The 24,961-nt window shown below is 68.4% G+C and carries 27 protein-coding genes, 1 tRNA gene and 2 pseudogenes; 13 read left to right on the forward strand and 17 right to left on the reverse strand.

Annotated features, from left to right (window positions below; translation table 11 throughout):
• Window positions 1-254: 254 nt before the first annotated feature.
• From SM418_RS25335 to SM418_RS25345, 3 genes are all read right to left on the reverse strand, one after another.
• Window positions 255-668 carry an SgcJ/EcaC family oxidoreductase gene (locus tag SM418_RS25335; protein ID WP_371943827.1) on the reverse strand — a complete coding sequence of 138 codons (414 nt, stop codon included), beginning with the start codon at window positions 666-668 and terminating at the stop codon, window positions 255-257.
• A gap of 370 nt (window positions 669-1,038) precedes the next feature.
• Window positions 1,039-1,617 (reverse strand): hypothetical protein, encoded by a 579-nt coding sequence (locus SM418_RS25340; RefSeq protein ID WP_371943826.1) that lies wholly within the window; start codon window positions 1,615-1,617, stop codon window positions 1,039-1,041.
• Window positions 1,618-2,203: 586 nt separating this feature from the next.
• Window positions 2,204-3,085, reverse strand: a complete 882-nt coding sequence (locus SM418_RS25345; protein WP_371943825.1) for a dioxygenase family protein — start codon at window positions 3,083-3,085, stop codon at window positions 2,204-2,206.
• A gap of 267 nt (window positions 3,086-3,352) precedes the next feature.
• Between SM418_RS25345 and SM418_RS25350 the strand changes: the two genes are divergently transcribed.
• The 5 genes and pseudogenes from SM418_RS25350 (at window position 3,353) to SM418_RS25370 (ending at window position 7,141) form a co-directional block, all read left to right on the forward strand.
• Entirely contained in the window at window positions 3,353-4,057 is a 705-nt protein-coding gene (locus SM418_RS25350; protein WP_371943824.1) for a bleomycin resistance protein, read from the forward strand.
• A gap of 744 nt (window positions 4,058-4,801) precedes the next feature.
• Window positions 4,802-5,035: a hypothetical protein gene (locus SM418_RS25355; protein WP_371943823.1), complete on the forward strand. Its 234-nt coding sequence runs from the start codon at window positions 4,802-4,804 to the stop codon at window positions 5,033-5,035.
• Window positions 4,992-5,390: pseudogene (locus SM418_RS25360) on the forward strand (AraC family ligand binding domain-containing protein); the annotation flags it as partial. The gene SM418_RS25355 and the pseudogene SM418_RS25360, both read left to right, overlap by 44 nt.
• A gap of 70 nt (window positions 5,391-5,460) precedes the next feature.
• Complete coding sequence (locus SM418_RS25365; protein WP_371943822.1) at window positions 5,461-5,955, forward strand: helix-turn-helix transcriptional regulator; 495 nt, start codon at window positions 5,461-5,463, stop codon at window positions 5,953-5,955.
• A gap of 217 nt (window positions 5,956-6,172) precedes the next feature.
• Window positions 6,173-7,141, forward strand: coding sequence for a DMT family transporter (locus SM418_RS25370; RefSeq protein WP_371943821.1), 969 nt, complete (start codon window positions 6,173-6,175; stop codon window positions 7,139-7,141).
• A 229-nt stretch (window positions 7,142-7,370) separates the two neighbouring features.
• On the opposite strand, the gene SM418_RS25375 is transcribed toward SM418_RS25370, so the two are convergent.
• Both SM418_RS25375 and SM418_RS25380 read right to left on the reverse strand, forming a co-directional pair.
• Window positions 7,371-8,198 carry an SDR family NAD(P)-dependent oxidoreductase gene (locus tag SM418_RS25375; RefSeq protein WP_371943820.1) on the reverse strand — a complete coding sequence of 276 codons (828 nt, stop codon included), beginning with the start codon at window positions 8,196-8,198 and terminating at the stop codon, window positions 7,371-7,373.
• Window positions 8,180-8,389, reverse strand: coding sequence for a hypothetical protein (locus SM418_RS25380; RefSeq protein ID WP_371943819.1), 210 nt, complete (start codon window positions 8,387-8,389; stop codon window positions 8,180-8,182). The genes SM418_RS25375 and SM418_RS25380 overlap by 19 nt, the downstream gene beginning before the upstream one ends.
• A 207-nt stretch (window positions 8,390-8,596) precedes the next feature.
• Between SM418_RS25380 and SM418_RS25385 the strand changes: the two genes are divergently transcribed.
• Together SM418_RS25385 and SM418_RS25390 are read left to right on the forward strand one after the other, a co-directional pair.
• Window positions 8,597-8,716 (forward strand): DLW-39 family protein, encoded by a 120-nt coding sequence (locus SM418_RS25385; protein WP_217711122.1) that lies wholly within the window; start codon window positions 8,597-8,599, stop codon window positions 8,714-8,716.
• Between the two features lie 22 nt (window positions 8,717-8,738).
• Entirely contained in the window at window positions 8,739-9,455 is a 717-nt protein-coding gene (locus SM418_RS25390) for an HAD family hydrolase (RefSeq protein WP_371943818.1), read from the forward strand.
• A gap of 1,191 nt (window positions 9,456-10,646) precedes the next feature.
• Here SM418_RS25390 and SM418_RS25395 read toward each other — a convergent pair.
• A complete protein-coding gene (locus SM418_RS25395; RefSeq protein ID WP_371943817.1) occupies window positions 10,647-10,988 on the reverse strand; it encodes a PH domain-containing protein in 342 nt (113 codons plus the stop codon).
• Window positions 10,989-11,148: 160 nt separating this feature from the next.
• On the opposite strand from SM418_RS25395, the gene SM418_RS25400 reads away from it, so the two are divergent.
• Entirely contained in the window at window positions 11,149-11,535 is a 387-nt protein-coding gene (locus SM418_RS25400; protein WP_371943833.1) for a hypothetical protein, read from the forward strand.
• An 11-nt stretch (window positions 11,536-11,546) separates the two neighbouring features.
• On the opposite strand, the pseudogene SM418_RS25405 reads toward SM418_RS25400, so the two are convergent.
• Window positions 11,547-11,627: pseudogene (locus tag SM418_RS25405) on the reverse strand (hypothetical protein); the annotation flags it as partial.
• A 328-nt stretch (window positions 11,628-11,955) separates the two neighbouring features.
• Here SM418_RS25405 and SM418_RS25410 point away from each other — a divergent pair.
• Window positions 11,956-12,028 (forward strand) — tRNA-Ala (locus SM418_RS25410).
• Window positions 12,029-12,080: 52 nt separating this feature from the next.
• Here the strand turns inward: SM418_RS25410 and SM418_RS25415 are convergent.
• The 3 genes from SM418_RS25415 to SM418_RS25425 form a co-directional block, all read right to left on the reverse strand.
• Window positions 12,081-12,386, reverse strand: coding sequence for a tyrosine-type recombinase/integrase (locus SM418_RS25415; RefSeq protein ID WP_371943816.1), 306 nt, complete (start codon window positions 12,384-12,386; stop codon window positions 12,081-12,083).
• Window positions 12,387-12,490: 104 nt separating this feature from the next.
• The gene (locus tag SM418_RS25420) at window positions 12,491-13,198 is read right to left on the reverse strand and encodes an HAD family hydrolase (RefSeq protein WP_371966114.1); all 708 of its coding nucleotides are present in this window, start codon (window positions 13,196-13,198) and stop codon (window positions 12,491-12,493) included.
• Window positions 13,199-13,345: 147 nt separating this feature from the next.
• Window positions 13,346-13,972 (reverse strand): response regulator, encoded by a 627-nt coding sequence (locus SM418_RS25425; RefSeq protein WP_371943815.1) that lies wholly within the window; start codon window positions 13,970-13,972, stop codon window positions 13,346-13,348.
• Between the two features lie 516 nt (window positions 13,973-14,488).
• Between SM418_RS25425 and SM418_RS25430 the strand changes: the two genes are divergently transcribed.
• On the forward strand, window positions 14,489-14,689 hold the full coding sequence (locus SM418_RS25430) for a translation initiation factor IF-2 N-terminal domain-containing protein (protein ID WP_371943814.1): 201 nt from the start codon (window positions 14,489-14,491) through the stop codon (window positions 14,687-14,689).
• Window positions 14,690-14,936: 247 nt separating this feature from the next.
• Here SM418_RS25430 and SM418_RS25435 read toward each other — a convergent pair whose 3' ends face one another.
• The 3 genes from SM418_RS25435 to SM418_RS25445 form a co-directional block, all read right to left on the reverse strand.
• On the reverse strand, window positions 14,937-15,425 hold the full coding sequence (locus SM418_RS25435; protein ID WP_371943813.1) for a hypothetical protein: 489 nt from the start codon (window positions 15,423-15,425) through the stop codon (window positions 14,937-14,939).
• 299 nt (window positions 15,426-15,724) lie between these two features.
• Window positions 15,725-16,084, reverse strand: coding sequence for a hypothetical protein (locus SM418_RS25440; RefSeq protein ID WP_371943812.1), 360 nt, complete (start codon window positions 16,082-16,084; stop codon window positions 15,725-15,727).
• A 205-nt stretch (window positions 16,085-16,289) separates the two neighbouring features.
• Complete coding sequence (locus SM418_RS25445) at window positions 16,290-16,640, reverse strand: hypothetical protein (RefSeq protein ID WP_371943811.1); 351 nt, start codon at window positions 16,638-16,640, stop codon at window positions 16,290-16,292.
• A gap of 131 nt (window positions 16,641-16,771) precedes the next feature.
• Between SM418_RS25445 and SM418_RS25450 the strand changes: the two genes are divergently transcribed.
• From SM418_RS25450 to SM418_RS25460, 3 genes are all read left to right on the forward strand, one after another.
• The gene (locus SM418_RS25450) at window positions 16,772-17,164 is read left to right on the forward strand and encodes a VOC family protein (RefSeq protein WP_443098398.1); all 393 of its coding nucleotides are present in this window, start codon (window positions 16,772-16,774) and stop codon (window positions 17,162-17,164) included.
• Between the two features lie 232 nt (window positions 17,165-17,396).
• Window positions 17,397-17,804 carry a YciI family protein gene (locus SM418_RS25455; RefSeq protein ID WP_371943809.1) on the forward strand — a complete coding sequence of 136 codons (408 nt, stop codon included), beginning with the start codon at window positions 17,397-17,399 and terminating at the stop codon, window positions 17,802-17,804.
• 8 nt (window positions 17,805-17,812) lie between these two features.
• Window positions 17,813-18,958, forward strand: coding sequence for an RNA polymerase sigma factor (locus tag SM418_RS25460; protein WP_371943831.1), 1,146 nt, complete (start codon window positions 17,813-17,815; stop codon window positions 18,956-18,958).
• 84 nt (window positions 18,959-19,042) lie between these two features.
• Here the strand turns inward: SM418_RS25460 and cydC are convergent, their stop codons facing one another.
• From cydC to SM418_RS25480, 4 genes are read right to left on the reverse strand one after another with little or no spacing between them, the layout of a single operon-like run.
• A complete protein-coding gene (gene cydC, locus SM418_RS25465) occupies window positions 19,043-20,785 on the reverse strand; it encodes a thiol reductant ABC exporter subunit CydC (RefSeq protein ID WP_371943808.1) in 1,743 nt (580 codons plus the stop codon).
• A gap of 53 nt (window positions 20,786-20,838) precedes the next feature.
• The gene (gene cydD, locus SM418_RS25470; RefSeq protein ID WP_371943807.1) at window positions 20,839-22,488 is read right to left on the reverse strand and encodes a thiol reductant ABC exporter subunit CydD; all 1,650 of its coding nucleotides are present in this window, start codon (window positions 22,486-22,488) and stop codon (window positions 20,839-20,841) included.
• A complete protein-coding gene (gene cydB, locus SM418_RS25475) occupies window positions 22,485-23,501 on the reverse strand; it encodes a cytochrome d ubiquinol oxidase subunit II (protein ID WP_371943806.1) in 1,017 nt (338 codons plus the stop codon). The genes cydD and cydB overlap by 4 nt, the downstream gene beginning before the upstream one ends.
• Before the next feature lie 11 nt (window positions 23,502-23,512).
• Window positions 23,513-24,943, reverse strand: a complete 1,431-nt coding sequence (locus SM418_RS25480) for a cytochrome ubiquinol oxidase subunit I (protein WP_371943805.1) — start codon at window positions 24,941-24,943, stop codon at window positions 23,513-23,515.
• Window positions 24,944-24,961 lie beyond the last annotated feature (18 nt).

Raw genomic sequence — 24,961 nt, forward strand, 5'->3', positions numbered from 1 at the left:
AGCACGACCTCGACGAGATCGCCCGCCAGCTCAACGGACGCCCCCGCCACACCCTGAACTGGAAAACCCCAGCCCAAACACTCAACGAGTACCTCGTTGCAACAGCCGCTTGACATCGCCGCGTCGGAGGCAACGACACGCCGCAAGTCAACGAGGTAGGCGACCCGGTCGACGTTCGTGGACACCGCACTAGCACGACCCGTCGCCTGTGCGACGGGAGCGCGCAAGTCGTCTTCCCGGCTACGTACGGCGGGTCACTCGTCGTCGAGGACACTGGTGTTTTGGCAGGCGGTCAGGCGCCACTGCCCGTCCTCCTTCGACATGACGAACATCGGCGTGCCCAACTTCTGCCCGTCCGGGGTCTCATACACCTGGCGTACCTTGACGGCGGCGACGTCGGGACGGATGAACAGCATGTGCTCCACCTCGAACGTCACCGTCGAGCCCCGCATCCCGCCGGGGAGCACCTGATGCGTGAAGGCGGAGATCGCTTCACGGCCGAAGAGTCGCTTGCCGCCACCCGTCGTCCAGATGGCGTCGGCTCGGAACAGGCCGACGAACTCGTCGGGTAGCTCGTTGTTCTGGGAGTGCTCGACCGTGGCGACCACTTGCTTGATCGCTTCGATCTCAACCTCATGTGCCGGTGCGGCAATGTCCGTTGAACTCATGAGGATCACCCTGAAGCCTCAAGCATGCTTGAGGTCAAGCGTCCGCAGCAGTGACGGCAATCCCAAGGATGACGAAACCTACTCTCAGCGTGGGAACTGCCGGGGAGGCCACGTGCGCATGTCATGGGCTCCCACAGCGCAAACTTCCGCGACCGTACCGGCCGGGCGAGCAGCGGCCAAATGATCTCCAGGACCTCTCCTGGCCGGCCGCCAGGCGAGGGCCGTAGGCCGTGCGGTAGGCGGTCGAATCGAGACACTGGACTGGGACACTCGCGTCGGCACCGCTGGCGATGCCGAAGCTGCGGTCCCCAAGTGGCTGCCCGGCAGCGCCGACCCAGGACATGCCGGGAAGATCAGGCAGCGTTATGCGCTAGTCGGGCCAGTGGAACCAGGCGTCGAAGATCGTCCGCGCTGGATTCGCCAAATTGCTCTTGGCCTCAAGACCCTCCGGCAGCGGGCGGGTGAGGAGGTCAGGGCCGATCAGGCTGATGCCGCGCTGATCGAGAAGATCCTTGACCTGGTGAAACTCGTCAGCCCATGACTGATCGGGGGCAGCGATGACCCGGTTGATATTGGGTGAGGGCGACCAACTGGTGTCGTGGGTCTGCCACAGATCATCCGGGCGCAGCAGGCAGGCTATGGGCGCCAGGCGACACAGGAGCACGTTCAGGCACTCGATGCGGACCCCGCCGTCCTCGTCAGTTTGCCGGGTGGATCCATCGCGCTTGGTGGCGAAGACGTCGATGTAGGAGGCATAGCCAGAGCCATAATGATCCAGTTCGGCATGCTCCACCGCGACCAGCGGCAGACGGTGCAACTCTTCAACCCTCCGCCGAAGGAACCGATCGACGTCCCGCACGTGATCCCAGGCACCCGGAAGCGGCTCGTTGCGGACGGCGCGCCGGAGCGTCGCAACCTCGGATATCAGCTCAGCCACCTGATCAACCATCAGACGACCATCCCAACGACGGCCGGTGCGTACCCCGGCATTTCTTGACGGCCGTGACCGCAACGCTGGCAGAGGACGCGGGTGATTGAGACTGCGGGCGGACGTGTCGGTGTACGCCAAAGCTTGATCACCTTGGCTGAAAGGGAACTGGCACGGATGAGGCCGGTGGTCCAAGCGGAAGGCGAGGGCGCGGGCGTCCACCAGAGTTGCCCCATCACTCAAGTCGCGCCCTGACGGGCTGGGCGATTCGCGGGCTCCGGAGCACCGCATCGCCGGGGTGGGTGGCGTGGCGAAACCGTGGATCGTTGTCCTTGGGGAGGGAATCCGCCCGTGCTGCCCAGGAACGGTTATCCAGAGGATGAGGGTGTTTCTCCACAGGTTGTGGATAACTGGGGTGCGCGGTGTTCACGTCGCGCGGCAACTCATGAACGGTCTTGATGCGGCCGGTCGCGTCACCTGGAACTTTGTCACATAGCCCGAGTTCTGCGCGGGGAGGTTGCGGTCACGGGCGATCTTGATTGCCTACTCCTCGGTGGGCAGCGGGTACCGACGATCGGCTGGTCAGGGAGGTGCCGGGGGATCGTGGTCAGTCCGTCCGTCCGGGCATTCGGCCGTGCTCCCCGCTCAGGACGAGGTCGAACTCGGCGTGGTGGAAGGGGGCCCGGACGCCATTGCGCGCGGCGGCCTCCTCGTCGTCCGACTCGATGAAGTCGACGATGAGGCTTCGCTTGACCGCGAAGACGGCGTCCGAGTCCAGATAGGGGCTGCCCGCTACGAAGATGTGAGTGGTCAGCGGTACGTACCCGTCCGCCTGCACGATGAAGTGGATGTGCGCTGGACGGTAGGGATGCCGCCTGGTGGCTTTGAGGAGCCGTCCGACCGGGCCGTCCGCCGGGATGGGGTAATGACTGGGCAGGACGGTACGGAAACGGAACCGTCCCTCGGCGTCGGTTCGGAAAAGCCCCCGCCCGTTGCCGGCGGGTTGCTCACCAGGTTGCTGGACGTCGTAGAAGCCCTTTTCGTTGCACTGCCACACGTCGACCTCCGCGTGAGGCAACGGCGCCCCATCGGCGTTGAGGACGCGTCCGGACACCACGCATGGTTCGGCTTCGCCGACCATGTCGATGCTGTCGCCGAGCGCGCGCGATGGCGACTCGACCATGTGAAAGGGGCCGAGGACGGTGCTCTCCGTCCCGCCTTCTTGTTCGTTGAGGGTTTCCACGAGCATCGAGACGCCCAGCACATCCGATAGCAGGACGAACTCCTGGCGTGTGTCAGTGCAGGTCTGCCCCACGGTGGTGAGAAACTCGATCGCCTGTTCCCACTCCCGCACAGACGGTCTGGCCTCGCGGACGAAGGCGTGCAGGTGGCGGGTGAGCGTGTCCAGCAACTCCCGCAGGCGTGCGTCGGGAGTCTCGCGGAAACTGTTCTGGACGGCCTCTGCGGCGGTGTGCTCGTTGAAGTCCACGATGCCTCCCGACCTCATTGTCCACAGCCTGTGGAAAATCCTGCGGCCGACTCGTGCGGGGCTGTCCAGGACCGGTGTCGGCGTTCTTTCCATCATCTCCGTCATGGAATCGCGATATGCGCGGTCCTGGTTCCGGCCGGTGATGACGCAACATCATCCTCCACCTTCGCCGCTCTGCGGATGTGGACGACGCGTCGGCAGACCTTGGACGGGGGCCGCTGCTAGTCAAGTTTGACTATCCGCTTAGGGTGACTTACGCTCCCCGGCATGAGCGAGAAGGCGATGCCGATCTATCCGTGCCGTTCGGTCGAGGTGACCTGGGAGTTCTATCGGGCTCTCGGCTTCGAACAGGCGTCCTTGCAGACGCGCCCGTCCCCTTACCTCGTCGTCCGGCGCGGCGACGTCGAGTTGCAGTTCTTCGGGTGGAAGAAACACGACCCGGCCGCGTCCATGAACATGTGTTACATCATCACCACGGCTGTGGATGACTTGTACGAGTCGTTTCGTGCCGGGCTCAAGGAGACACTCGGCAGGGTTCCCGCGCGCGGGCTCCCCAGGATCAGCGCGTTGCGGGACATGTCGTACGGGATGCGGCAGTTCCTTCTCACCGATCCGGACGGCCTTCAGCTCCGCATCGGCCAACCCGTGTCGGACGACGTGGGGCACGCGCCGATCCCGACCGGGACGGTGGCCAAGGCCCTCCACATGGCCGCGCTTCTCGGTGACTCGAAGGGCGACCACCGGGCCGCCGCCCGAATCCTCGACCGCCTTCTGGCCTCCGACGACCCCATGACCTCGACCGAACGCCTGAAGGCACTGGTTCTGCGCGCCGACGCCGCCGTCCACATGGAGGAGTGGGCCCGCGCTCGCACCCTCGTCGCCGAGGCCCGCGGCGTTCCCGTCGCGGGCACGTCCGACCAGGCTGACGATCTTCAGCGCCTCGCCGACCTGGAGGACTCCCTCCTCGCCTGAGAGGCTCATGTCCCCTGGGGACGCGGCTGGGGATGGTCGGTGGGCAACGTTGTCCACCGATGCGTCAGGGGTGTGGAGAGAGTTCACCCACAGGCTGTGAGCGGGGTGTGGGTTCTGGTGCCCTGGAGGGCGCTTTTCCCCTGGTCAGCAGGTTTTCCACGACGTGGATAACTGGTCGCGCCGGTTGGGGGTGACCTGGGGAAGAATGGTGGACGTGGAGCCGGCCGGTCGTACCCAGGTTGTGCACGGAAGTTATCCACAGGTTGTGGATTCTGTGTATGGCGGTGTGGCCGTGTGGACGATGGAGGGGACGGCGTCCGATGCGCCGTGCAGACCGTGGAAAGCCCGACTGTTCTGGGGATCCGCCTGTGGACGCGGCCTCCGGACCGCCTGCTTTCAGGGCGGAGGAGGTGTGCGCGAAGGTTGTTCACAGCCTGTGGATGAACACCTCGGAGTCAGCTTGCCACGGCACACCGAAGCGCCTCGGCTCACTGTCGCTCGTGCTCGCCGGCGGACATGCCTCGTCCCGGCGACCGTGGCGGCGGGGCCTGGGGATGAGAGTCGGGAGGTTTCCCTTGTCGCGTGCATGGCCCCGCGTGTTCCGGCTCGATGCAGAACGGACGTCCAGTGGCCCGCCACGCCCGGCGGATCGGGTGCGGACGTGCATACGATGGCCCGTGCCGCAGGCGGCAAAAACCCTTCCCACCTGCGAACATCAGTTCGAATGCGTGCTACGCTCCCGGCATGGGGCACTTGCTGAACGAGCCGGTCCGGACGGAGCACGACCCGTCGGGACGGCTCACCGCGTACGAGTGGCGGGGGTCGCGCTACGCGGTGGACGCGGTGCTGAAGACCTACGGGACGGCCCGCGAGGGCAGGGTCTACCGGGTACGGGTCACCGGCGCCGAGGGCGTGGCCGTCGCGGAGCTCGGCCGTGACGAGGACCGCTGGCGGCTCCGGCACGTCTTCTCGGCCTGACCGGTTCCCGGGCCCCGATCCCGGTGTCGCTGGCGGCACCGCTCGCGGCGGCGCGACGGACGTCGACCACACTTTCTGGACCCGCGTCGGCGGAATCCAGGGGGCGCCGCTCGACCTGCTGACGGCGCGGATCGGACGCCGGCACTACGCGCCGCACACCCATGACGAGTACGCCATCGGGGTGACGGTCGACGGCATGGAGACGATGCGCTACCGGGGCGAGAAGATTTACTCGGCCGCGGGGAGCGTCGTCGTGGTCGAGCCCGGGGAGGCGCACACCGGCGGTCCGGCCCGTCCGGAAGGGTTCGCCTACCTGTGCCTTTATCCGGGTGCCGAACTGCTGGGCGCCGCGACGAGCACGGAGCCCGGGCCGGTCCAGGCGCGACCTCACTTCCGCGACCCGATCATCGACGACGTCCGGCTCGGTGAGGCGCTGCGGCAGGCCCCACGGTGCCCTCCGGCTCGGCGAAGATCGGCTGGAGGGCGAGTCCCGGCTGCTCGAAGTGCTCGGCGCGCTCGTCCGGCGGCATGCGGTGCACGGGCCGAGGGCGGCGACGCGGCGCGGGCGATCCGATGCCGACCGGATCGCGCGCCAGGTCGCGACCCGCCTCTCGGACGAGCTGACCGCCCCGCCGACGCTGGCCGAAATGGCCGCCGACCTGGAGCTTTCCCGCTACCAGTTGCTGCGCGCCTTCCGTGACGCGGTGGGCATGCCGCCGTACGCGTGGCTCGCCCAGCACCGGGTGACCCGGGCGCGCACGCTGCTGGAGGTCGGGTATCGTCCGGCTGAGGCGGCGACCCTCGTCGGGTTCGCCGACCAGGCGCATCTCACTCGCTGGTTCCGCCGCGTGCTCGGCGTCACGCCGGGGGCGTACCGCAACAGCGTTCAAGACAGCGCGGTCCGCCGCCCCGCATTCTGACGACGTCCGCCCCCGGTCGCGCGACACGGCTCCTGGCACTGATCACGCCCACCCGCGGAGACGAGCCGTGCGGGGAACCAGCGGCACTCCGTGGCTTCCTACGCATGGCGCCACCGGGTGTTGCGCTGCCCCGCCACGGGTGCTGCCCGGATCGCCGGTGATCGGGGCGCGTGCGGTCGGTGCTCGGCAGGTCGCCGGGCGGACGAGACGGGAGGTCGTGTTGAGTCGCCGTGGCTGGATCCTGTTCGCACTGATAAGCGTGCTCTGGGGCATCCCCTACCTGATGATCAAGGTGGCGGTCGAGAGCGTGTCGGTGCCCATGGTGGTGTTCGCGCGGACCGCGCTCGGCGCGCTCATCCTGCTGCCGCTGGCGATCCGGTCCGGGCAGTTGGACGTGGTCCGCAGGCACTGGCGTCCGCTGCTGCTGTTCACCGCGGCGGAGATCCTCGGCCCGTGGGCGCTGCTGTCGGACGCCGAGAACCGGCTGACCAGCTCCATGACGGGGCTGCTGATCGCCGCCGTCCCCATCGTCGGGGTGGTGCTGGCGATGCTCACCGGCGACGCGGAGCGGCTCGGCCCGGTGCGCTGGACGGGCCTGCTGATCGGCCTGACCGGCGTCGGCGTGCTCGCCGGCCCGCATCTCGGGGGCGGCAGCGCGTGGGCGATCGGCGAGGTCATGCTGGTCGTGCTCGGCTACTCGATCGCGCCGATCGTCGCCACCCGCCGGCTCCAGGACCTGCCGAGCCTGCACATGTCCGCGTTCGCGCTGGCCGTCGCCGCGCTCGTCTACACCGGCCCCGCGATCGCCACCTGGCCGGACGCCATGCCGAGCGGACGGGTGCTGGCCGCGCTCATCGGCCTCGGCCTACTCTGCACGGCACTGGCGTTCATCGTGTTCTTCGAGCTGATCCGGGAGGTCGGCACGTCCCGCGGGATGGTGTTCACCTACATCAACCCGGCCGTGGCCGTCGTCGCCGGAGTCGCCTTCCTCGGCGAGCCCCTCACCGGGACGATCATCGCCTCGTTCGCGCTCATCCTGGGCGGCTCCGTCCTCGCGACCGCCCACCGCTCCCCGGCGCCCGCGCCGTCCGCCTCGGTGCGGCCGGTCGGTGACGCACACGCCGAGGACGCAGGGACCGCAAAGGAAGGGGACACGCAGACTGCTCCCGAACCGGCCTCGGGGTGATCGGCCGCCTGCTGACCTCGCTGCGTAGAGCGCCGGTGTGCACGAGGTTTCGTGGCCTTGCGGATGTGACGCCGAAAGCCAACTGGCTGAACGCCGAGCTTCGGGCGCTGTTCGGGGGAGCGCCACGGTGCTGCCGCCTGCTCCTCGATCTAAGGTCGGCAGCGCGTTCGGCCGGGCCACGCCACTGGGGCGGCAGCGGATGGCCACGTCGGGATCGCGGGTCGGTCGTCTAGCGCTTGTCGCGCTGCCCGGCCGCGAGCCCCTCCGCGATGCGCGCCCCGCCCGCACGCCGCTGCACGGCCGCCGACAGGACCGGCGCGACCCCGCCGATCCGGGCGCCGATCCGCAGCCCGAGCGGCGCCACGTCGACCTCCGCGACGTTCCGCTCGATGGCCCGCACCGTCGCGCGCGCCACGTCGCGTGGCGACCGCGTCCCGATCCCCTTCGGCAGCGTCACGCCGGCGTCCGCGAACATCCCGGCATCGCGGATGAACCCCGGGAAAACGGTCGACACGCCGATGCCGTGCGGACGCAGATCCTCTCGCAGGGCCAGGGCGAACCCCCGCATACCGAACTTCGTCGCGTTGTACAGCGCCGCGTGGCCGGACGCCGTCTTCCCGGACAGCGACGACACGAACACCAGATGCCCGCGGCCACGATCGGCCATCTGCGCGGCGGCGAGCTTCGCCATCACGATCGGTGCACGCAGGTTGACGTCCAGCGTCCGGTCGATGTCGTCGATCGAATACTCGCTCAGCAGCCCGGACGCCGGGAGCGCCGCGTTCGCGACCAGCACGTCCACCCGTCCGGCCTCGTCCAGGAGCTTCTCGACCGCCTCGCGGTCGGCGAGGTCCGCGGCGATGGCGCGGCCGCCGAGCCGGTCAGCCAGCGGTTCCAGGACGTCCGTCCGGCGGCCCGTCAGCACGACCCGGCCGCCGCGATCGGCGAGGGCTTTCGCCAGCGCCTGCCCGATCCCGCCGCTCGCCCCGGTCACCAGGACGTTCGCTCCGCGCAGTTCCATGCCGAGATGATGGCCGATCACATCCCCATCCGCCATAGCAGCAGGATGATCGACGACACCACCAGCCCGGCCGCGCCAAGCGGCACATCGCCGAGCACGATCAACGCGACGCACCCCGCGGCGGTGATCGCCGCGACCAGCACCAGCGCCCGGCTCCCGGACCCGCCCTCCTCCTGCGCGTCCTGGTGGAGTTCACGTTCCCAGTCCCGGAAGTCGTCCTCTGCCATCGGCACCCCCGAAGGTCGTCCCCTCGGATTATGCGGCCGTCCGCCGTCCTGACGAAGAGACCGCCCATCAGACGCCCAGTCCGATAACCGCGAGCGGGTGCGGATCGCCCGGCAACGGTTGCTAGGCTTCGAAGAGCCTGGGGAAGCAGATACTGATCCGCACATCCCCGGCTTTTGACTTCATAGTCGAGGTGAAGGGGTCCCACCGTGAAGAAGCTGCTCATTCTCGCCGTTGTCGCACTCGGCGGCTTCGCTGTCTGGCGCCGGATGCAGCAGGACCGCGCCGAGCTGGACCTGTGGACCGAGGCCACCTCGTCCGACAGCTGACACGCCGACGACAGGCCCCGGCGTGACCGACGCAGAACCGATCACTGTCGTCTGCGTCGATCTCGCCGGGACCACCGTCGCGGACGGCGATACCGTCGAAATCGCCTTCGCCGAGGCGATCGCCACCCTGGGGATCGTCTCGGGCACGGCGGCGTTCGAGCGGGCCGTCGCCCGCTTCCGTGACGCGCGCGGCGAATCGAAGATCGGCATCTTCCGCTCGCTCTTCGACGAGCCCCGCGCCCAGGCCGCGCACCTGGCGTTCGAGCGGTCCTACGACCAGCTCGTCGACCGTCGCGGCCTGTTTCCTGTGCCCGGGGCGGATGACGCCCTGAAGCACCTCCGCTCCTCCGGCGTCCGCGTGTGCCTGCTCACCGGCTTCGGCCGCAGCACGCAGGCCCGCGTCATCGACGCCCTCGGCTGGTGGGACCGCGCCGACCTGACGCTCAGCCCCGAGGACGTCCGCCGCGACCGCCCCTGGCCCGACATCGTCCTCACCGCCGCCCTCCACCTGGGCGTGGACGACGTCCGCCACATCGCCGTCTGCGGCGCCACCGCGCCCGCCCTGTCCTCGGGCCGCCGCTCCGGCGCGTCCATCGTCGCGGGCGTCCTCACCGGAGCCCACTCCCGCGACCGCCTCCGCGCCGCCGGCGCCACCCACATCCTCCCCAGCGTCGCCGACCTCCCCGCCCTCGTCCTCCGCGCCCCGGCCGATGCCACGCCCGCCCCCGGCCAGGGGTAGGGGATTGCCGAGTTCGCCGTTATCGGTATCGACAAGCCGGTGCCCGTAATGCCGGGTTCCTTGTCTCCTGTCAGCGAGACAAGATGCTCGACGCACGTACCTGATGGCTCGCGCAGACCCAGGCTTGCCGGCCTCCGCGCCGTGCGGCATGGAAAGCAGCCGACGGCGACCCCGACCAATGCCGTGCCATCGTGCGCAGCCGCCCCGCGACCGCATTCCCCTACGACTACGGCGAACCCACCGGACCGGCGCACGTCACGGCATCGGCGATCTGGCTGGACTGCCTCCGCCAGATGTTTGCGGTGAGCGCGGTCTATGCGTTCTGAACGGCGCTGATCGTCCTCGCGGGGCGTCGTGGGCTACCTGTAGCCGTCACTCGACGGGGATCACATAGGCCAGCTCGTACCGGTCGACCGGGACCACGATGTCGGCGGTCTCCACCGGACGGTCACCGGTGTAGATCCGCTGAATCACCATTACGAGCGCTCCGAGGGACTCGCCCAGTTGCTCGGCCGGGATCACGGACCTCGCGGACGTGCCGGACGCGCGCCCGGCACGTCCCAGAACCTTTCCCGCCGCCAGCCCCCTCCGAGAGGGGAGCCCCCGGAATGCACGGCACCCCCAACGGGCCGATGCCTGGATACCGGCCGGCGCATGCGCGGCCGCACGAGCCCCGGCGAGGCCGGATCACCGCCGGCCTCGCGGCTGTCATGCTGCCCGTTCTCGGCGGCCTGGCCGTGGCACTGGGCGAGGACGAGCACAGTCGGGCGCCGCAACCTCCTCGCCGTCGAGCATCTCGACGCCGATGCCATCCCAGTGTCCCCGCGCTGCACCCGACGCGCGCAGGCACAGGCGTACCTCGCGACCATCGCGCAGATTGGTCGTGGCCGCGAGAAGCAGGAACGTGTGCGTCGGTTTGAGCGACGGTCGGGGTCCGCGGGGGCGGTCATATCCCCCTGCGGTCAGTTGGCCCGAGAAGCTATCTCTGAATCGTGATCTCGCTATGCGTGGCTGAACGGATTTGACTCCGTGAAGACAGCCGAAGAGTCACATGTTTCGCTGGATGTACGGATCCAACGCCAGTCGTAGTGCATCGCGTACCTCGCAGGTCGAACCGCGCCCGACTCGGGCTTGTCGGGAGATCACGAAGCACCAGAGGGTTGTCGTCGCGGCCGTTCCATCCTCGCGTCTTCACAGCAAGCTCGGAACGTCGCCTGCCAGCAAGGCAAGCCAGGAGCGATCGCGTTGGAAACCGAGGACTTGCGACAGCGGGATCGTACGGGTGCCGACAATCCCCCTGTAACGCACTGAGTCAGAGGTGACGACAACCTGCGAGAGCATGCCGCGGACGCCGAAAAACATGCACGCAGCAACCCCAGCCCCGGCAAGGGCCATCAGCATCGGACTAGGCGAAGGCAGGTTGAGCGCCACCCCGAGAACGAACGTCGCTCCAACGGACGCCGCAACCAAGTTCATCGCCCGCAGATACCACGGCTGTGCGAACACATTGGGTTCGTTCTGGGCGGATGACATCCCGGTCGATCCTAGCCGTGTTTTCCAAGCAGCCGCGAGTGGGCCACGGTGGATGAGGACAAATCTCGCTGACCCCAGGTTCGGCCATAGGCAGCTCAGCTAGGAACCCGCGGTAGGTCATCTGGTCGCGGACGGCGGCAGCTGGGCCAGCCGCCGCTCGGTGAGCGAGGTCACCGTCGCGGCCGCGTCCCGGCGCGGAGTCGTCGGCCTCGGCGGCCTTGAGGGCCTCCAGCGAGACCGCGTAGGCGGTGAGCGCGCCGGGCCGCAGCGCCGCGGCGATTCCGACGGCGATGTGCTCGTGATTCATCGGCGGGCTAAACAGGAGCACGTCGATCAGGGCGCGGGTGCCCTCGCGGTCGCGCCCGGCCACGCGCAGGCCTTGCGGACCCAGGGCCTCCAGGTAGTGGTCCAGCTCCAACTGCCGGCCACCTTTGGCTCTTATGCGCTCGAGCCGGGTGACTTCCTCGCGTTCGTCATAGACGACCAGCTCCGAGGCGTGCAGCACGACTTGGCCAGTCGGCCGATCAGCCGGACCGGCACCGAGTAGCGGTCGGTGCGGACGCTGATCTGGTTGTGCCGGTCGACTCGCAGCGAGAAGTGCCGGCCGGTCTCGAACGCCTCGACCGGCAGCGGCTGCAACAGCGGCCGCTAGGCGGCGAACAGCTCACGTATCGTGCGGGGTGCGACCGGATCCGCCGCGCCTCGTCCTCGGTCGACGTACACGGTGGTGATGCTGTCCTATGGGGAGGCCACGATCGACGAGCGGCAGACCCGGCAGGTGATCCGTGCCGTGAAAGCGTGGTGCTGGTAAGGGACGGCGAAAACGGCCCTCGCCTCCCGGAGGGGTTGTCGGCCGCTGGCGTCCCACCGGCCGACCCGTCCGGAAAGCCTGTGCTGTCACTACGGTGTACGATCGTCACCGGTTGCGCCGGTTCGGCGTCACCGCAGGTCAGACAACAGAAGACGAGGGGCCTTAGCTCAGTTGGTAGAGCACCGGCTTTGCAAGCCGGGTGTCAGGGGTTCGAATCCCCTAGGCTCCACCCACCGAAAAGCCCAGGTCAGAAGCTACGTTCCGACCTCGGCTCTCGTGTCTCACGATCTCTTCTTCCGCTTCCGTGCCCGTTGCGTGCCCGATCGCTTCTTCCCCTTGAGTTCGGCCTTGGCCATCGCACTCAAGGTGTCGGCGATCTCCCGGTGCCGCTCGTCCGTCGCGCGCAGGTAGATCATGGCCGCGCGGTCGCTGGCGTGGCCCATGCGCTCCTTGAGTTCCGGGAGCGTCGCCCCAGCGATCGCGGCGAGAGTGTTCCCCGTGTGCCGCAGGTCGTGGAAGCGCACACCCTTGAGCCCCGCCTTGCCCAAGGCCCGCACCCAATTGCGCCGGAAGTTCGCGTACGCCACCGGCATGGACCGCGTGCACGACGTCCGCCGCGCCCTCCAACCGTGGGCCGAGACCGAATGCGTCCGCCGCCTGGACGACCGCCTGTACGGATGGCAGACCACGCTCAGCGCGCTCCAGCGTTGAACGCAGCGATACGGCCCGGAAGCTCGGCCAGCGAATCAATCCGCATCGTCGGAACGCGGTCGGCTTCCGGGTCGTCCTGCTGAACGATCCCCCACGGCCCTCGCCGGATCAGCGCGGTCCGCAACCCCGCCGCAGCCGCAGGCATGATGTCGTTGTCCAACCGGTCACCCACATACAGCACCTCACCCGCATCACACGGCGCCGCGTCCACCACACACCGGAAGAACCCCGGATCAGGCTTGGACACACCCCAGTCATCCGACGTAGCGATCAAGTCGGAAGGCAGATCCAGCGACCGCAGAATCCCGCCGGCCCGCACCGTCTGATTCCCCGCGATCCCCACCCACAGCCCATCACCCCGAAGCTTCGCCAGCGTCGGACGCGCATCCTGGTACAAGTCCTCTTCCCCGAACGTCTCAGGCCGCCCCGCCTCAACCCGCTCCTCACGCTGCTGCGTCAGATCGAACCCCGGCGCGAACACCTGGAACGTCTCCCGGTAGTCGGACCCCCGAGCGATCACCGCCCCGAACATCGCCGAGGACGTATGCCGAGGCACCCCCAACCAGTCAGCCCACGTCCCATACTCCCGAGTCTCGTTAACCAGACACTTGCCCACATCGAACACCACAGCACGGATCAGGCCGCCCACCCTACGACTCACCCCGACACCGCCTCGGCCCACCCGCACCCTTGAGAACAAGGGTCGATCAGGACTCCTCGTCGCTCCAGAAAGCGCCACTTCGCATCACCAATGGCCATCCCTGCACGCTGGGCGGCCGCTCTCAGCAACTTCCTTCAGTCAATATCGCCGACCATTTTGCTTCCATTTTCAATATTAGCTAAAAACAATGCGCTCCATCAAGTCGATAACATAGTGCACAACTTCATCGGGGGATGCCGTAACCGCAAAGGCGCGCGGGTCGACACCTTGCACGATGCGGGATGTCCGAGAATAAACCACGGCAGGAACTTTCAAGTCAAGTCGCACCAACTCTTGCAATAGGAAGTTGCCTGCATTGGAATCGCTGCCCCGTTGCAGGTCTGTCAGAAGTATGTCATACGACATGACACGAAGTTTCTCTAGAGCGTCCTTGCTTGACTTCACTGTATCCACTTCCATGCCGGAAGTGCGAAACAGGGATATGAGGCTCAAATTCCCTCGGGGGTGGTCATCCACCCACAATATCTTTCCGCCTTCAAGAATTTTCGCCGCATGCTCCAATCGTCGCATTACACCGTGTCGATCGCTCGCCGTCAATGAAATACTCTTTTCTTTGGCTGCCTCATCTAGCAGTTCCCCGGCATGTTCAACAAACTCGATCGTTCCTGCAGGGGTGTCCAGACTGCGAGTTCGAGTGATCAAGTCACCGACCTGCCGCCGGTAGCACGTCAGGACGATTATTAGCAAAGTAGGCCATATCAACACCTTGATGTAGCTCAGGATCAGCTCCGCAACGTCCATGGCATCACTATGTCGCCTCCGAGAGAGCCTTGCGTGCTCATGGCGCAAAACGGCCATCACGACGGCTGTTGATCATTCCAAGGAAAGCGCTTCGGTGCAGGTGGTCCCGTTCGCCAGCACCATTCAGGCCGACGATGGAATCCGCTGGCCAGCAGCAAGGAAAACGCACAGGTCGCGAGGGAAGTGCGGATGGACTCGATATGAAAACGGTCTTGCTCGTGATGGTGGCCGTCTCACTTGCCGAATTGCGCCGTTTGGGATCAAGGGGCGGCGGCGCTCAGGCCGCTGCGCGGCCCCGCGCCAGGCCGCCCGGAGCGTGCGGCGTGGGCGCCGGTCACCGGACGGCTGCGCCGGACCGCGCACCCTGCCACCGCCGCCCCGTCCGCAGTCGCCGGCGGTCACCGGGTCCGCGCCGCCGACCCGTACCTTGTCGGCGTCCCATGGGGGCTATCTGGCCCGCCCGCGCGTCATACTCTGGTTCCGGCTGAGCCAATCTATGGACAGGAGCCCGATGCGATGACGATGCGTATCTACGAACTCGCAAAGGAACTCGACGTCGAGACCAGGGTAATCCTGAACACCATGTATGAGCTCGGCCTGTTCATACGCAGTGCGGCATCGTCCATCACACCAGAAGAAGAGAAGCAGATCCGCGAAAAGCTTCACGTGATCCGTGACAAGGGCCAGGGTTCGCGCCGCCGCCCGAGTACCGGCTGACCGCAAGGGCTGCGGTTCCAACACGCCTCCGGCGGGGGCCTCCGACTCCGGGAAGCTCAGCCTGAGCCTTGACGGTCGCTGTGGGTTGGACGGAGAAGCCCGAGCTTCCCGTCTGCCGACGTCCCGATCGGAGATCTACCAGACCAGGGCCAGGGGGCCAAGGTCCTTCGTCCGGTGGGGCGCTCCACCTGGGCCCCCTGGCCTTGGCCCGGCAGCGCGGAGCGCGGGACGGCGGCAGACGTGAAGCTCAGGAGGACGTGTCGACGCCAAGTGGCCTTCGAGTGTCAGCCGCAATCGTGAAGCCCGACATCTCGTCCCATGGCACCGCCGCCCAGAGACCTTCCAGCGCCGTCCATATTCGATCAACCAGCGGCCAATCCGGATGGTCACCACTCAACGTGACGATCGCCATGAGATCGCTACCCCACACGGCATGGTTGTCATCCGGGTCCACCGCGATCACATCCTCGGCGATGAACCGCACGCCAACATGGATCTCAAGCAAGAGATAGTCAGCCGCCGGCCCCGTCCGCTCGGTCCCTGTGACCAGCTTGAAGCTATGGATGGCATCGGCTTCGGGGCCCAGCCACTCGCCCGGTCGGGGCTCTGGAGGGCCCAGGGATTCCCCGAGTAGAGGCGGCCCGTTTTCCAGCACGGCATCAAGAACACGGTCCATGGCAGCCGCGCCGGTCTCCTCCTCTGCTCTCTTGCAGAAGAACATGAGCCGGTAGGCCATGCACGCCCCTCGATCATCACGCTGTTCATCAGGTCGGTCTGTAGCCTTTCACGGCCGTAATTGCGGGACCGTCGCGGAACAGACGGCCCCGGTCGTGCGTGGTGAGGCTGGCCGTTCGCTGGTCAGGTAGGGATCAAGCTCCTCTTGGTCGCTCCACCCTGCGAAGCTGCAGATCGTCATGTCCCGCGTACCGAGTTTCGAACAAGCCCCGGCGGGGCACTGCGGCTCCGGGAAGGACGGGCCGTGTCCATGGCCGTCGCTGAGGGTTGAGGCAGGGGCATCGCACGCGAGAGCGCAGGTCACCAAACTCCGAGCGGCATGACGTCCCACGACAGACGAATGACGGGACGCGTCTGCAACCGCAACGGATCAAGGTCGCCACTCGCGAAGAGGAGGACCAGGCCCTCATACTCATCCCGCTTCTCAATGGTGAGGCTCTCCAACTTGCGAAGCCGACCAATCGACATGGTCTCTTCGCCCGCCTCGTACATCGTCAGGTACGCCTCATCCGACGTGGGATCGAGCGAGAAGAGCGCTTCACGGGTTCCTCGCCGGAGACGGAACGACTGCAGCCCGACGGGCCAAACCATGTCCTCGTACTCTGAGAACGGTTCGTCCTCGAAGAGCCAGATCAGGTCCGCAAGGTCGGGCATCTCCATGCGACAGACGCTATAGGGCAGCCGAGGGCTCAGCACCACGGTCAGGGAGCAAGATCCGGAACCTACACGGAACGGCCCAGGGATCAGCAAGCGGGGGTACACGTTCGTTCGCAGGTCAGCGCTTAGAGTCAGCCGAAACGAGTCAGTGCCCTCCGGGGCGGGGTTCGTACCTGTTGCGCCTCTTACGCACGCGAGGGACGGCTTGCTAAAGGGCGTTGCGGGTTTGGTCGGCCATGTCGTCTACTACTTGCGCGACTGCCTCAACCAACGCTCTGCCTGTCGGAGAGCCGATCACCGCCCACACTTCTCGGTCTTCCTCCTCGACATCGGTAACGCCGCTGACAGCCGTCAACGCGTCGGCGATGCGACGGCGCAGGTCAGGTTCGAGCGGGTCGGTTCGGATGAACTCCATGACCGGAACGCTGACCGTCCACCAGTGCGCCTCTCGAAGTTTGTATGCCGATACCGCGCGGACGTCTGGCTCGTCTGTCTTGCGTACCCACTCTTCGGCTATCGCCGAGTCGAGCGGCTGAACCTGCTGGATGTGGTCGCTCATGGGATGAGGCTATTGCCAGGCCGCCCCGAAGCGGGCGGCGTTGGCGCCGGATCACCGGCCGGTCGTGGCGGGCCGCGCGTGCCGCCGCGCTGGGCTATACGTCCTCGCCGGGCGTCACTACTCTCATGCGGGTGCGACTTGGCCTGATCACGATCGTTGTCCGCGACTACGATGAAGCTATCGAGTTCTTCACCGTCGCCTTGGGATTCGACCTGGTCGAAGACTCGCCGTCACTGACCAACGACGGCCGCCCGAAGCGCTGGGTCGTCGTCCGACCGCCAGGGGCCGAGACTGGGATTTTGCTGGCCCGTGCGGATGGCGAGCGCCAATCCGATGCCGTGGGTGACCAGGTTGCGGGGCGCGTCGGGTTCTTTCTCCAAGTGGACGATTTCGATGCTGCCTATGACCGCATGATCGCCGCCGGAGTCGACTTCGTCACCTTGCCGCGCACGGAACCCTACGGGCGGGTCGCCGTATTCCTCGACGTCGCCGGCAACCGGTGGGATCTGCTCGGTTCCGCCTGACAGGCTACGACCATGCCTCCGGCGGGGAGCGGTGCGATGGAGCGGTCGCACGGGTTGCGCAGGTCAGGTGGCGTGTGCGCGGCGTAGGTGAGGGTGCCGGGAGGGCGGCTCACCTAGGCTCGTCCAAGGAGGCCCAAGAAGTTTCGGGCGGGATGTCGAGATCCCGTGGGCGGCTTCGTCCCAGCGGTGAACGCGACGAAAATGGGTCGCATCAGCACCGAGGAGAATCGCGATGGCCAAGTACTTGCTGCTCAAGCACTACCGCGGCGCCCCGGCTGCGGTCAACGACGTACCGATGGACAAGTGGACGCCGGAGGAGATCTCGGCGCACATGCAGTACATGCGGGACTTCGCGGCCCGGCTCGAGGAGACCGGCGAGTTCGTCGACGGTCAGGCGCTCGCGCCCGAGGGAACGTTCGTCCGGTACGACGGGGAGGGGCGTCCGCCGGTCACCGACGGCCCGTTCGCCGAGACCAAGGACCTCATCGCCGGGTGGATGGTGATCGACGTCGACAGCTACGAGCGCGCCGTCGAGCTGGCCGGGGAGTTGTCGGCCGCCCCCGGGGCGGGCGGCAGGCCGATCCACGAGTGGCTCGAGCTGCGCCCGTTCCTGACCGAGCCGCCCACCATCACCGAGTGACCTCCCGGATGGACGAGGCTCTGCTCCGGAGCCTCACGCCGAGCGTGCTGGGGATCCTTGTCCGCCGCGGAGCCGATTTCGCGGCGGCCGAGGATGCCGTGCAGGACGCGCTGGTCGAGGCGGTTCGCGTCTGGCCGGCCGACCCGCCGCGGGACCCGAAGGGCTGGCTGGTCACCGTGGCCTGGCGCAAGTTCCTCGACGCGACCAGGGCGGACTCCGCCCGCCGCCGGCGTGAGGACATCGTCGACGAGGAGCCGGAGCCCGGGCCCGCGCCCGCGGTGGACGACACGCTCCAGCTCTACTTCCTGTGCGCCCACCCTTCGCTGACGCCGTCGTCGGCGGCGGCGCTCACGCTGCGCGCCGTCGGCGGGCTGACCACCCGCCAGATCGCCCAGGCCTACCTGGTGCCGGAGGCGACCATGGCGCAGCGCATCAGCCGGGCCAAGCGCACCGTCTCCGACGTGCGGTTCGACCGGCCCGGCGACGTCGCCACCGTGCTGCGCGTCCTCTACCTGGTCTTCAACGAGGGCTACTCCGGTGACGTCGACCTGGTCGCCGAGGCCATCCGGCTCACCCGGCAGCTCGCGGCCGCGATCGACCACCCCGAGGTGGCGGGGTTGCTCGCCCTCATGCTGATCCACCATGCCCGGCGCGCCGCCCGGACCGCGCCCGACGGCAGCCTCGTGCCGCTCGCCGAGCAGGACCGCGGCCGCTGGGACACCGGGATGATCGCCGAGGGCATCCAGATCCTGCAGGCGGCGCTCGTCCGCGACCGGCTCGGCGAGTTCCAGGCCCAGGCCGCCATCGCGGCCCTCCACGCCGATGCGCTCACCGCCGAGGAGACCGACTGGGTCCAGATCGTCGAGTGGTACGACGAACTCGCGCGCCTCACCGACAGCCCCGTCGTCCGGCTCAACCGCGCGGTGGCCGTCGGCGAGGCCGACGGGCCGCGCGCCGGGCTGGCGGCGCTTTCGACGGTGGATGACTCACTGCCCCGCCATACCGCCGTGGCGGCGTACCTTCACGAACGCGACGGCGATGTGGCGACGGCGGCGCGGCTGTACGTCGAAGCGGCACGAAAGGCAGCCAACCTCGCCGAACGCGACCACCTGACGCGCCAGGCCGCCCGCCTCAACACCCGTCGGTCACGCTGACGGGACTGTTCTGCGGTGGCGGTCGACTCGTCCCAGGGGTGGGCCAGGGATCTTCAGGTTTCGCGTAGGTGGTTCGCTCCCTGCTCACTTGAGTTGAGGTTCGGGGGCGGCGGCGCGTTCGCGTTGCCAGAGGGAGCGGTAGAGACCGGGGCGGGAGACCAGGTCGGCGTGGGTTCCGCGGTCGGCTACGCGGCCCTCGTCGAGGACGATGATCTCGTCGACGGCGTCCAGTCCGGCCAGGCGGTGGGTGACGAGGAGGGTCGTGCGGCCCTCGGTGGCGGTCAGGAGGTCGGCGGTGAGTTCGTCGGCGGTCGCGATGTCGAGGTGCTCGGCGGGCTCGTCCAGGAGGAGGATCGGGAAGTCGGCGAGGAGGGCTCGCGCCAAGGCGATGCGCTGGCGTTGGCCACCAGAGACCTGTGCGCCGTGCTCACCGACGTGGGTGTCGAGCCCCTGCGGCAGGGAGTCGACCCAGTCGAGGATCCGGGCTCGGCGCAGAGCGTCGCGGATCTCGCCGTCGGTCGCGGTAGGACGGGCCAGGCGGATGTTCTGCCCGATCGTCGAGTCGAACAGGTGCGCGTCCTGCGCGCACAGGCCGATGACCTTCCGGACATCGTCGCCATTCAGCGTGCGGAGGTCGATGCCGTTCAGGGACGCCTCACCTGATGCGGGTTCAAGGAAGCGCAGCAGGACGGACGTCAAGGTCGTCTTGCCTGAACCGGACGGGCCGACGATCGCGCAACGGTGGCCGGGGGTCAGGTCCAGGGAGATGCCGTTGAGCGCATAGGGGGCGATGGGCGTCCACCGGGCGCGGAGGTTCTCGACCTTGAGGGTGTACGGGGACGCGGGGAGCGGCGACGGGTCGGCCGGGTCGTGGACGGGCGGTGGCGCGTCCAGGACGGCGAAGATCCGCGTGGCCGAGCGGCGGACCCGTTCCAGGTACTGGGCGGCCAGCGGCAGCCCGGCGACGACCTCGAACGCGGCCAGCGGGAGCAGGACGATCACGGCGAGCAGCACCCCGTCCAACGCGCCCGAGCGGACGGCCGGGACGCCGACGGCGAGGGTGCCCCACACGGCCAGGCCGCCGGCGAGGGCGGAGATGGCCGCGCCGATGCCGGCGGTGGCGGCGGAACGGGCGGTGGCTCGCGTGAAGTCGCGGTCCAGGCGGTTGGCCTCGGCGAGCTGTGCGGGGGCCGCGCCGTAGGCGATGAGCTCGGGCGCGCCCTGGAGGGTGTCGACGACGTGGGAGGTCAGTTCGCCGCGCAGGTCGGTCGTCTGGCGTTCGGCCCGGCGCGCGATGGCGGAGGACAGCCAGGGGGCGACGACACCGGCCAGCAGCAAGGCGAGCAGTAGGACGATCCCCGCCGAGGGGAGCAGCGCCCACGCGAGCCCCACCGAAGCCCCACCGACGACGGCGGCGACCGTGCACGGCAACAGGACGCGGAGGAACAGGTCTTGGACGGCGTCGACGTCCGCGACGAGCCGGTCCAGTAGGTCGCCGCCACGGAAGGCGGGGAGTCCGCCGGGTGCGAGCCGTTCCAGCCGCTCGTACACGCGCGCGCGGAGGTCGGCCAGGATGCGGAAGGTCGCGTCGTGCCCGACGAGACGTTCGACGTAGCGGAACACTCCGCGTCCTAGTCCGAAGGCGCGGACGGCCACGATCGCGACCATCAGCATGAGGACGGGTGGATGTTGCGCTGCGCGAGAGATGAGCCACGCAGAGGTCGCCATCAGACCGACCCCGCTGCCGAGCGCGAGCACGCCGAACACCACGGCGAGGAGCAACCGCCCCCGGGCCGGCCGCGCGAACTTGATGAGCCGCAGGATCATGCCGCCGCCTCCCTTGCCCCACGAGGTTTCACGTGAATCATCAGCCGGTGCGGTCATGCCGTCACCGCCGCGGGCGCGACCTTGATCACGCGATCGGCGAGGGCGGTCAGGGCCGGGCGGTGCGCCACGAGGATCACGGTCCGGCCGGCCTTGAGGCGCCGCACGGCGTCGATGACCGCGGCTTCGCTCTCGACGTCCAGGTTCGAGGTCGGCTCGTCCAGCAGGAGGAGCGGCGCGTCGCGGAGGAAGGCGCGGGCCAGGGCGAGGCGCTGCCGCTGGCCGGCGGACAGTCCCGCGCCCCGGTCGCCCAGCACGGTGGCGAAGCCGGCGGGGAGCGCCTCGATGAACTCCAGCGCGTTCGCGGCCTCGGCGGCGGCGCGCACGGATGCCTCGGACGCGTCCGGGCGGCCCAGCCGGATGTTCTCGGCGACCGTCCCGGCGAAGAGGTGGGGACGCTGCGGGACCCAGGCGATCCGGGCACGCCAGGCGTCCGGGGAGAGTTCGGCCAGGTCGGCCCAGTCGACCAGGACGCGTCCCGAGTCGGGCTGGACGAATCCGAGCAGTACCGACAGCAGGGTCGACTTCCCGGCGCCGCTCGGCCCCACCAGCGCGACCGTCTCCCCGGGGTGGACGGTCAGCGAGATATCGCGAAGGGCGGGGCCTCGGGGGTAGGTGACCGTCACCCCGTCCAGGCGCAGGGTCGCGCGGGAGACGTCGGGGATGTCGGAGCGGGTCCCGGTGGCGGGCAGCGGCGTTTCGAGCACCCCGAAGATCCGCGCCGCGGCGGTGAGGCCCTCGACGCTCGCGTGGTACTGCGCGCCGACCTGCCGCAGCGGAAGGTACGCCTCCGGCGCCAGGATCAGGACGAGCAGCGCCGTCTCCAGCCCGATACCGCCCTCGACCAGCCGGAGCCCGATCGACACGGCGACGAGCGCGACCGACAGGGTCGACAGCAGTTCGAGCACGAGGGCCGACAGGAACGCGATCCGCAGCGTCGACATGGTCGCGCGCCGGTGCCGGTCGGTGACCTCGCGGATCCGTTCCGCCTGCGCTCGCGCCCGGCCGAAGATCTTCAGCGTGGGCAGGCCCGCGACGACGTCCAGGAAGTGCGCGGCGAGGACGGAGAGCGTCCGCCACTGCCGGTCCATCTTCCGCTGCGTGGTGAGCCCGACCAGGATCGCGAAGATCGGGATGAGCGGCACCGTCGCCGCGATCGTCACGGCCGACAGCCAGTCGCCGAGCAGGATGCGCAGCCCCACGGCCGCCGGGACGATCACCGCGAGGACGAGTTGCGGCAGGTAGCGGGAGAAGTAGTCGTCCAGCGCGTCGATCCCGCGCGTGGCGAGGGTGGCGAGTTCGCCGCTGCGCTCGCCGGACAGCCAGCGCGGCCCGAGCCCGAGGGCTCGCGCGAGCAGCCGGCCGCGCAGCTGCGACTTCACCGCGGCGGAGGAGCGGTGCGCCGCGACCTCCTGCAGCCAGGCGACCAGCGTCCTGCCGAGGACGACGGCCAGCAGGAGCAGGAGCGGGGTGCGCAGGTCGGCGAGGGCGGCGCCGTGCAGGAACGCCCGCGTGAGCATGTCGGCGAGCAGCGTCGCCTGCGCGATGATCAGTCCGGCGGTGGCGGTGCCGAGCGCCACGGACGACACCAGGAAGATCCGCGTCGTCCGGGCGTACTTCAGCAGCCGGGGGTCGAGGGGTTTCACGGCACCGGCTCGGGCTTCTTCGCGACCGGGATGTGCGACGTGCCGATCCGCTTCCGGAACACCCAGTACGTCCACCCCTGGTAGATCAGCACGATCGGGGTGAACACCACCGCGACCCACGTCATGATCTTCAGCGTGTAGCCGGTCGAGGCGGCGTTCTGCGTGGTCAGGCCACCCGACCCGAGGGTGGACGGCATGACGTCCGGGAACAGCGCGGTGAACAGGGTGGCGACGGCGAGCACGATGGCGGCGCCGGTGCCGATGAACGCCCAGCCCTCGCGCCCGCGCCGGTTGGCGACGGCGGCGAGCACCAGCCCGGCGGCGGCGCCGGCCACGGTCAGCCAGGTCACCGGCTTGCCGTGCTGCACCTGGGTGATCAGCAGGAAGCCGCCGCCCGCGGCGATCGCGGCGACGACCGCGACGGTCGCGACGCGCCGCGCCTGGACCCGGATGTCGCCGGAGGTCTTCAGCGCCAGGAAGACCGCCCCGTGCAGGACGAACAGGGTCGTCGTGGTGAGCCCGCCGAGCAGCGCGTACGGGTTGAGCAGGTCGACGAGCGTCCCCGCGTACTCGTGCGAGGGGTCGAGCGGCACGCCCCGGACGATGTTGGAGAACGCGACGCCCCACAGGAACGCGGGCAGCAGGCTTCCCCAGAAGATGGCCTTGTCCCAGCGCGACCGCCACCGCGCGTCGTCCTTCTTGCCGCGGTACTCGAACGCGACGCCGCGGATGATCAGCGCGATCAGGATGGCGAGCAGGGGCAGGTAGAAGCCGCTGAACAGGGTGGCGTACCACTCGGGGAACGCGGCGAACGTGGCGGCGCCGGCGACGATGAACCACACCTCGTTGCCGTCCCAGAGGGGGCCGATGGTGTTGATGACGACGCGGCGCTCGACGTCGTCGCGGCCGAGGACGGGCAGCAGTATCCCGACGCCGAAGTCGAATCCCTCCAGGAAGAAGTAGCTCGTCCACAGGAAGGCGATGATGATGAACCAGACGGTGGTGAGTTCCATGGCCGGCTTCCTCAGTAGGCGAACGCGAGCGAGCGCTCATCGTCGGAGTCGGAGTCGGAGCCCGGACCGGAGCCGGGGGGCGGCGGTGGCAGCGCCTCCTCCTCGGACGGCGGCCCGGCCTTGGCGTACTTCAGCATCAGCCCCGCCTCGATGACCATGAGGACGCCGTACAGCGCGGTCAGCGAGATGACGGAGATGAGCATTGACGTCGGCGACACCCCGGGCGAGACGCTCGCGGACGTCTTCAGCACGCCGAACACCGACCAGGGCTGCCGTCCCATCTCGGTGAAGATCCATCCGGCGGAGTTGCCGATGAACGGGAGGGTCAGCGACAGCACGCCGGCCCGGTACACCCAGGGACTGGAGGGCAGCCGCCCGCGGCGCAGCAGCCACAGCCCGGCCAGCGAGACGAGCGCGGTGAGCATCCCGACCCCGACCATGATCCGGAAGTTCCAGTAGGCGACGGGGATCACCGGCCGGTAGTCGCCGGGCCCGTAGCGCGCCACCTCGGCGGCCTGGACGTCGTTGATCCCCTTGACCTCGCCGTCGAAGCTGCCGGTGGCGAGGAACGACAGGACGCGCGGGACCTTGATCCCGAAGACCTCCTCGCGGCCGTTCGGCGTCCCGACGGTGAAGGCGGAGAACGCCGCGGGCTGCTCGGTCTCGTAGAGGGCTTCGGCGGCGGCCATCTTCATCGGCTGCTGCTCGGTCATGACCTTGCCCTGAATGTCGCCGCTGATGGCGACGCCGATGGAGGCGATCGCGGTGACGGCGAGCGCGAGCTTCAGGGACGGGCGGAAGACCTCGACGTTCTTGCGGCGGGCGAGGTGCCAGGCGCTGACGCCGGCCATGAACATGCCGCCGGTGACGAACGCCGCCGTGATCGTGTGCGGGAACGAGACGAGCTGCGTCGAGTTGGTGAGGACGGCCCAGAAGTCGGTGAGGACGGCCCGTCCGGTCTCGTGGTCGATCCGGTAGCCGACGGGGTGCTGCATCCACGAGTTGGCGGCGAGGATGAAGTACGCCGACAGCAGCGTCCCGATGTGGACGAGCCAGATGCAGGCGTTGTGGAGCTTGGGGTGCAGCCGGTCCCAGCCGAAGATCCACAAGCCGAGGAAGGTCGACTCGACGAAGAACGCGAGCAGCCCCTCGATGGCGAGCGGCGCCCCGAAGATGTCGCCGACGAACCGGGAGTAGTCACTCCAGTTCATTCCGAACTGGAACTCCTGCACGATGCCGGTGACGATCCCCATCGCGAAGTTGATCAGGAAGAGCTTGCCCCAGAACTTGGTGGCCCGCAGGTATTTGGTCTTGCCCGTCCGAAGCCATGCCGTCTCCAGGCCCGCGACCAGCGCGGACAGCCCGATCGTCAGCGGGACGAACAAGAAGTGGTAGACGGTGGTGATGCCGAACTGCCACCGTGCGATGTCGACCGAATCCATGGCCCCAGACGCCTCTCC

Origin of the sequence: Actinomadura chokoriensis, from assembly GCF_041463665.1 — a bacterium.
In the GTDB taxonomy this organism is placed as follows: Bacteria; Actinomycetota; Actinomycetes; order Streptosporangiales; family Streptosporangiaceae; genus Spirillospora; species Spirillospora chokoriensis_A.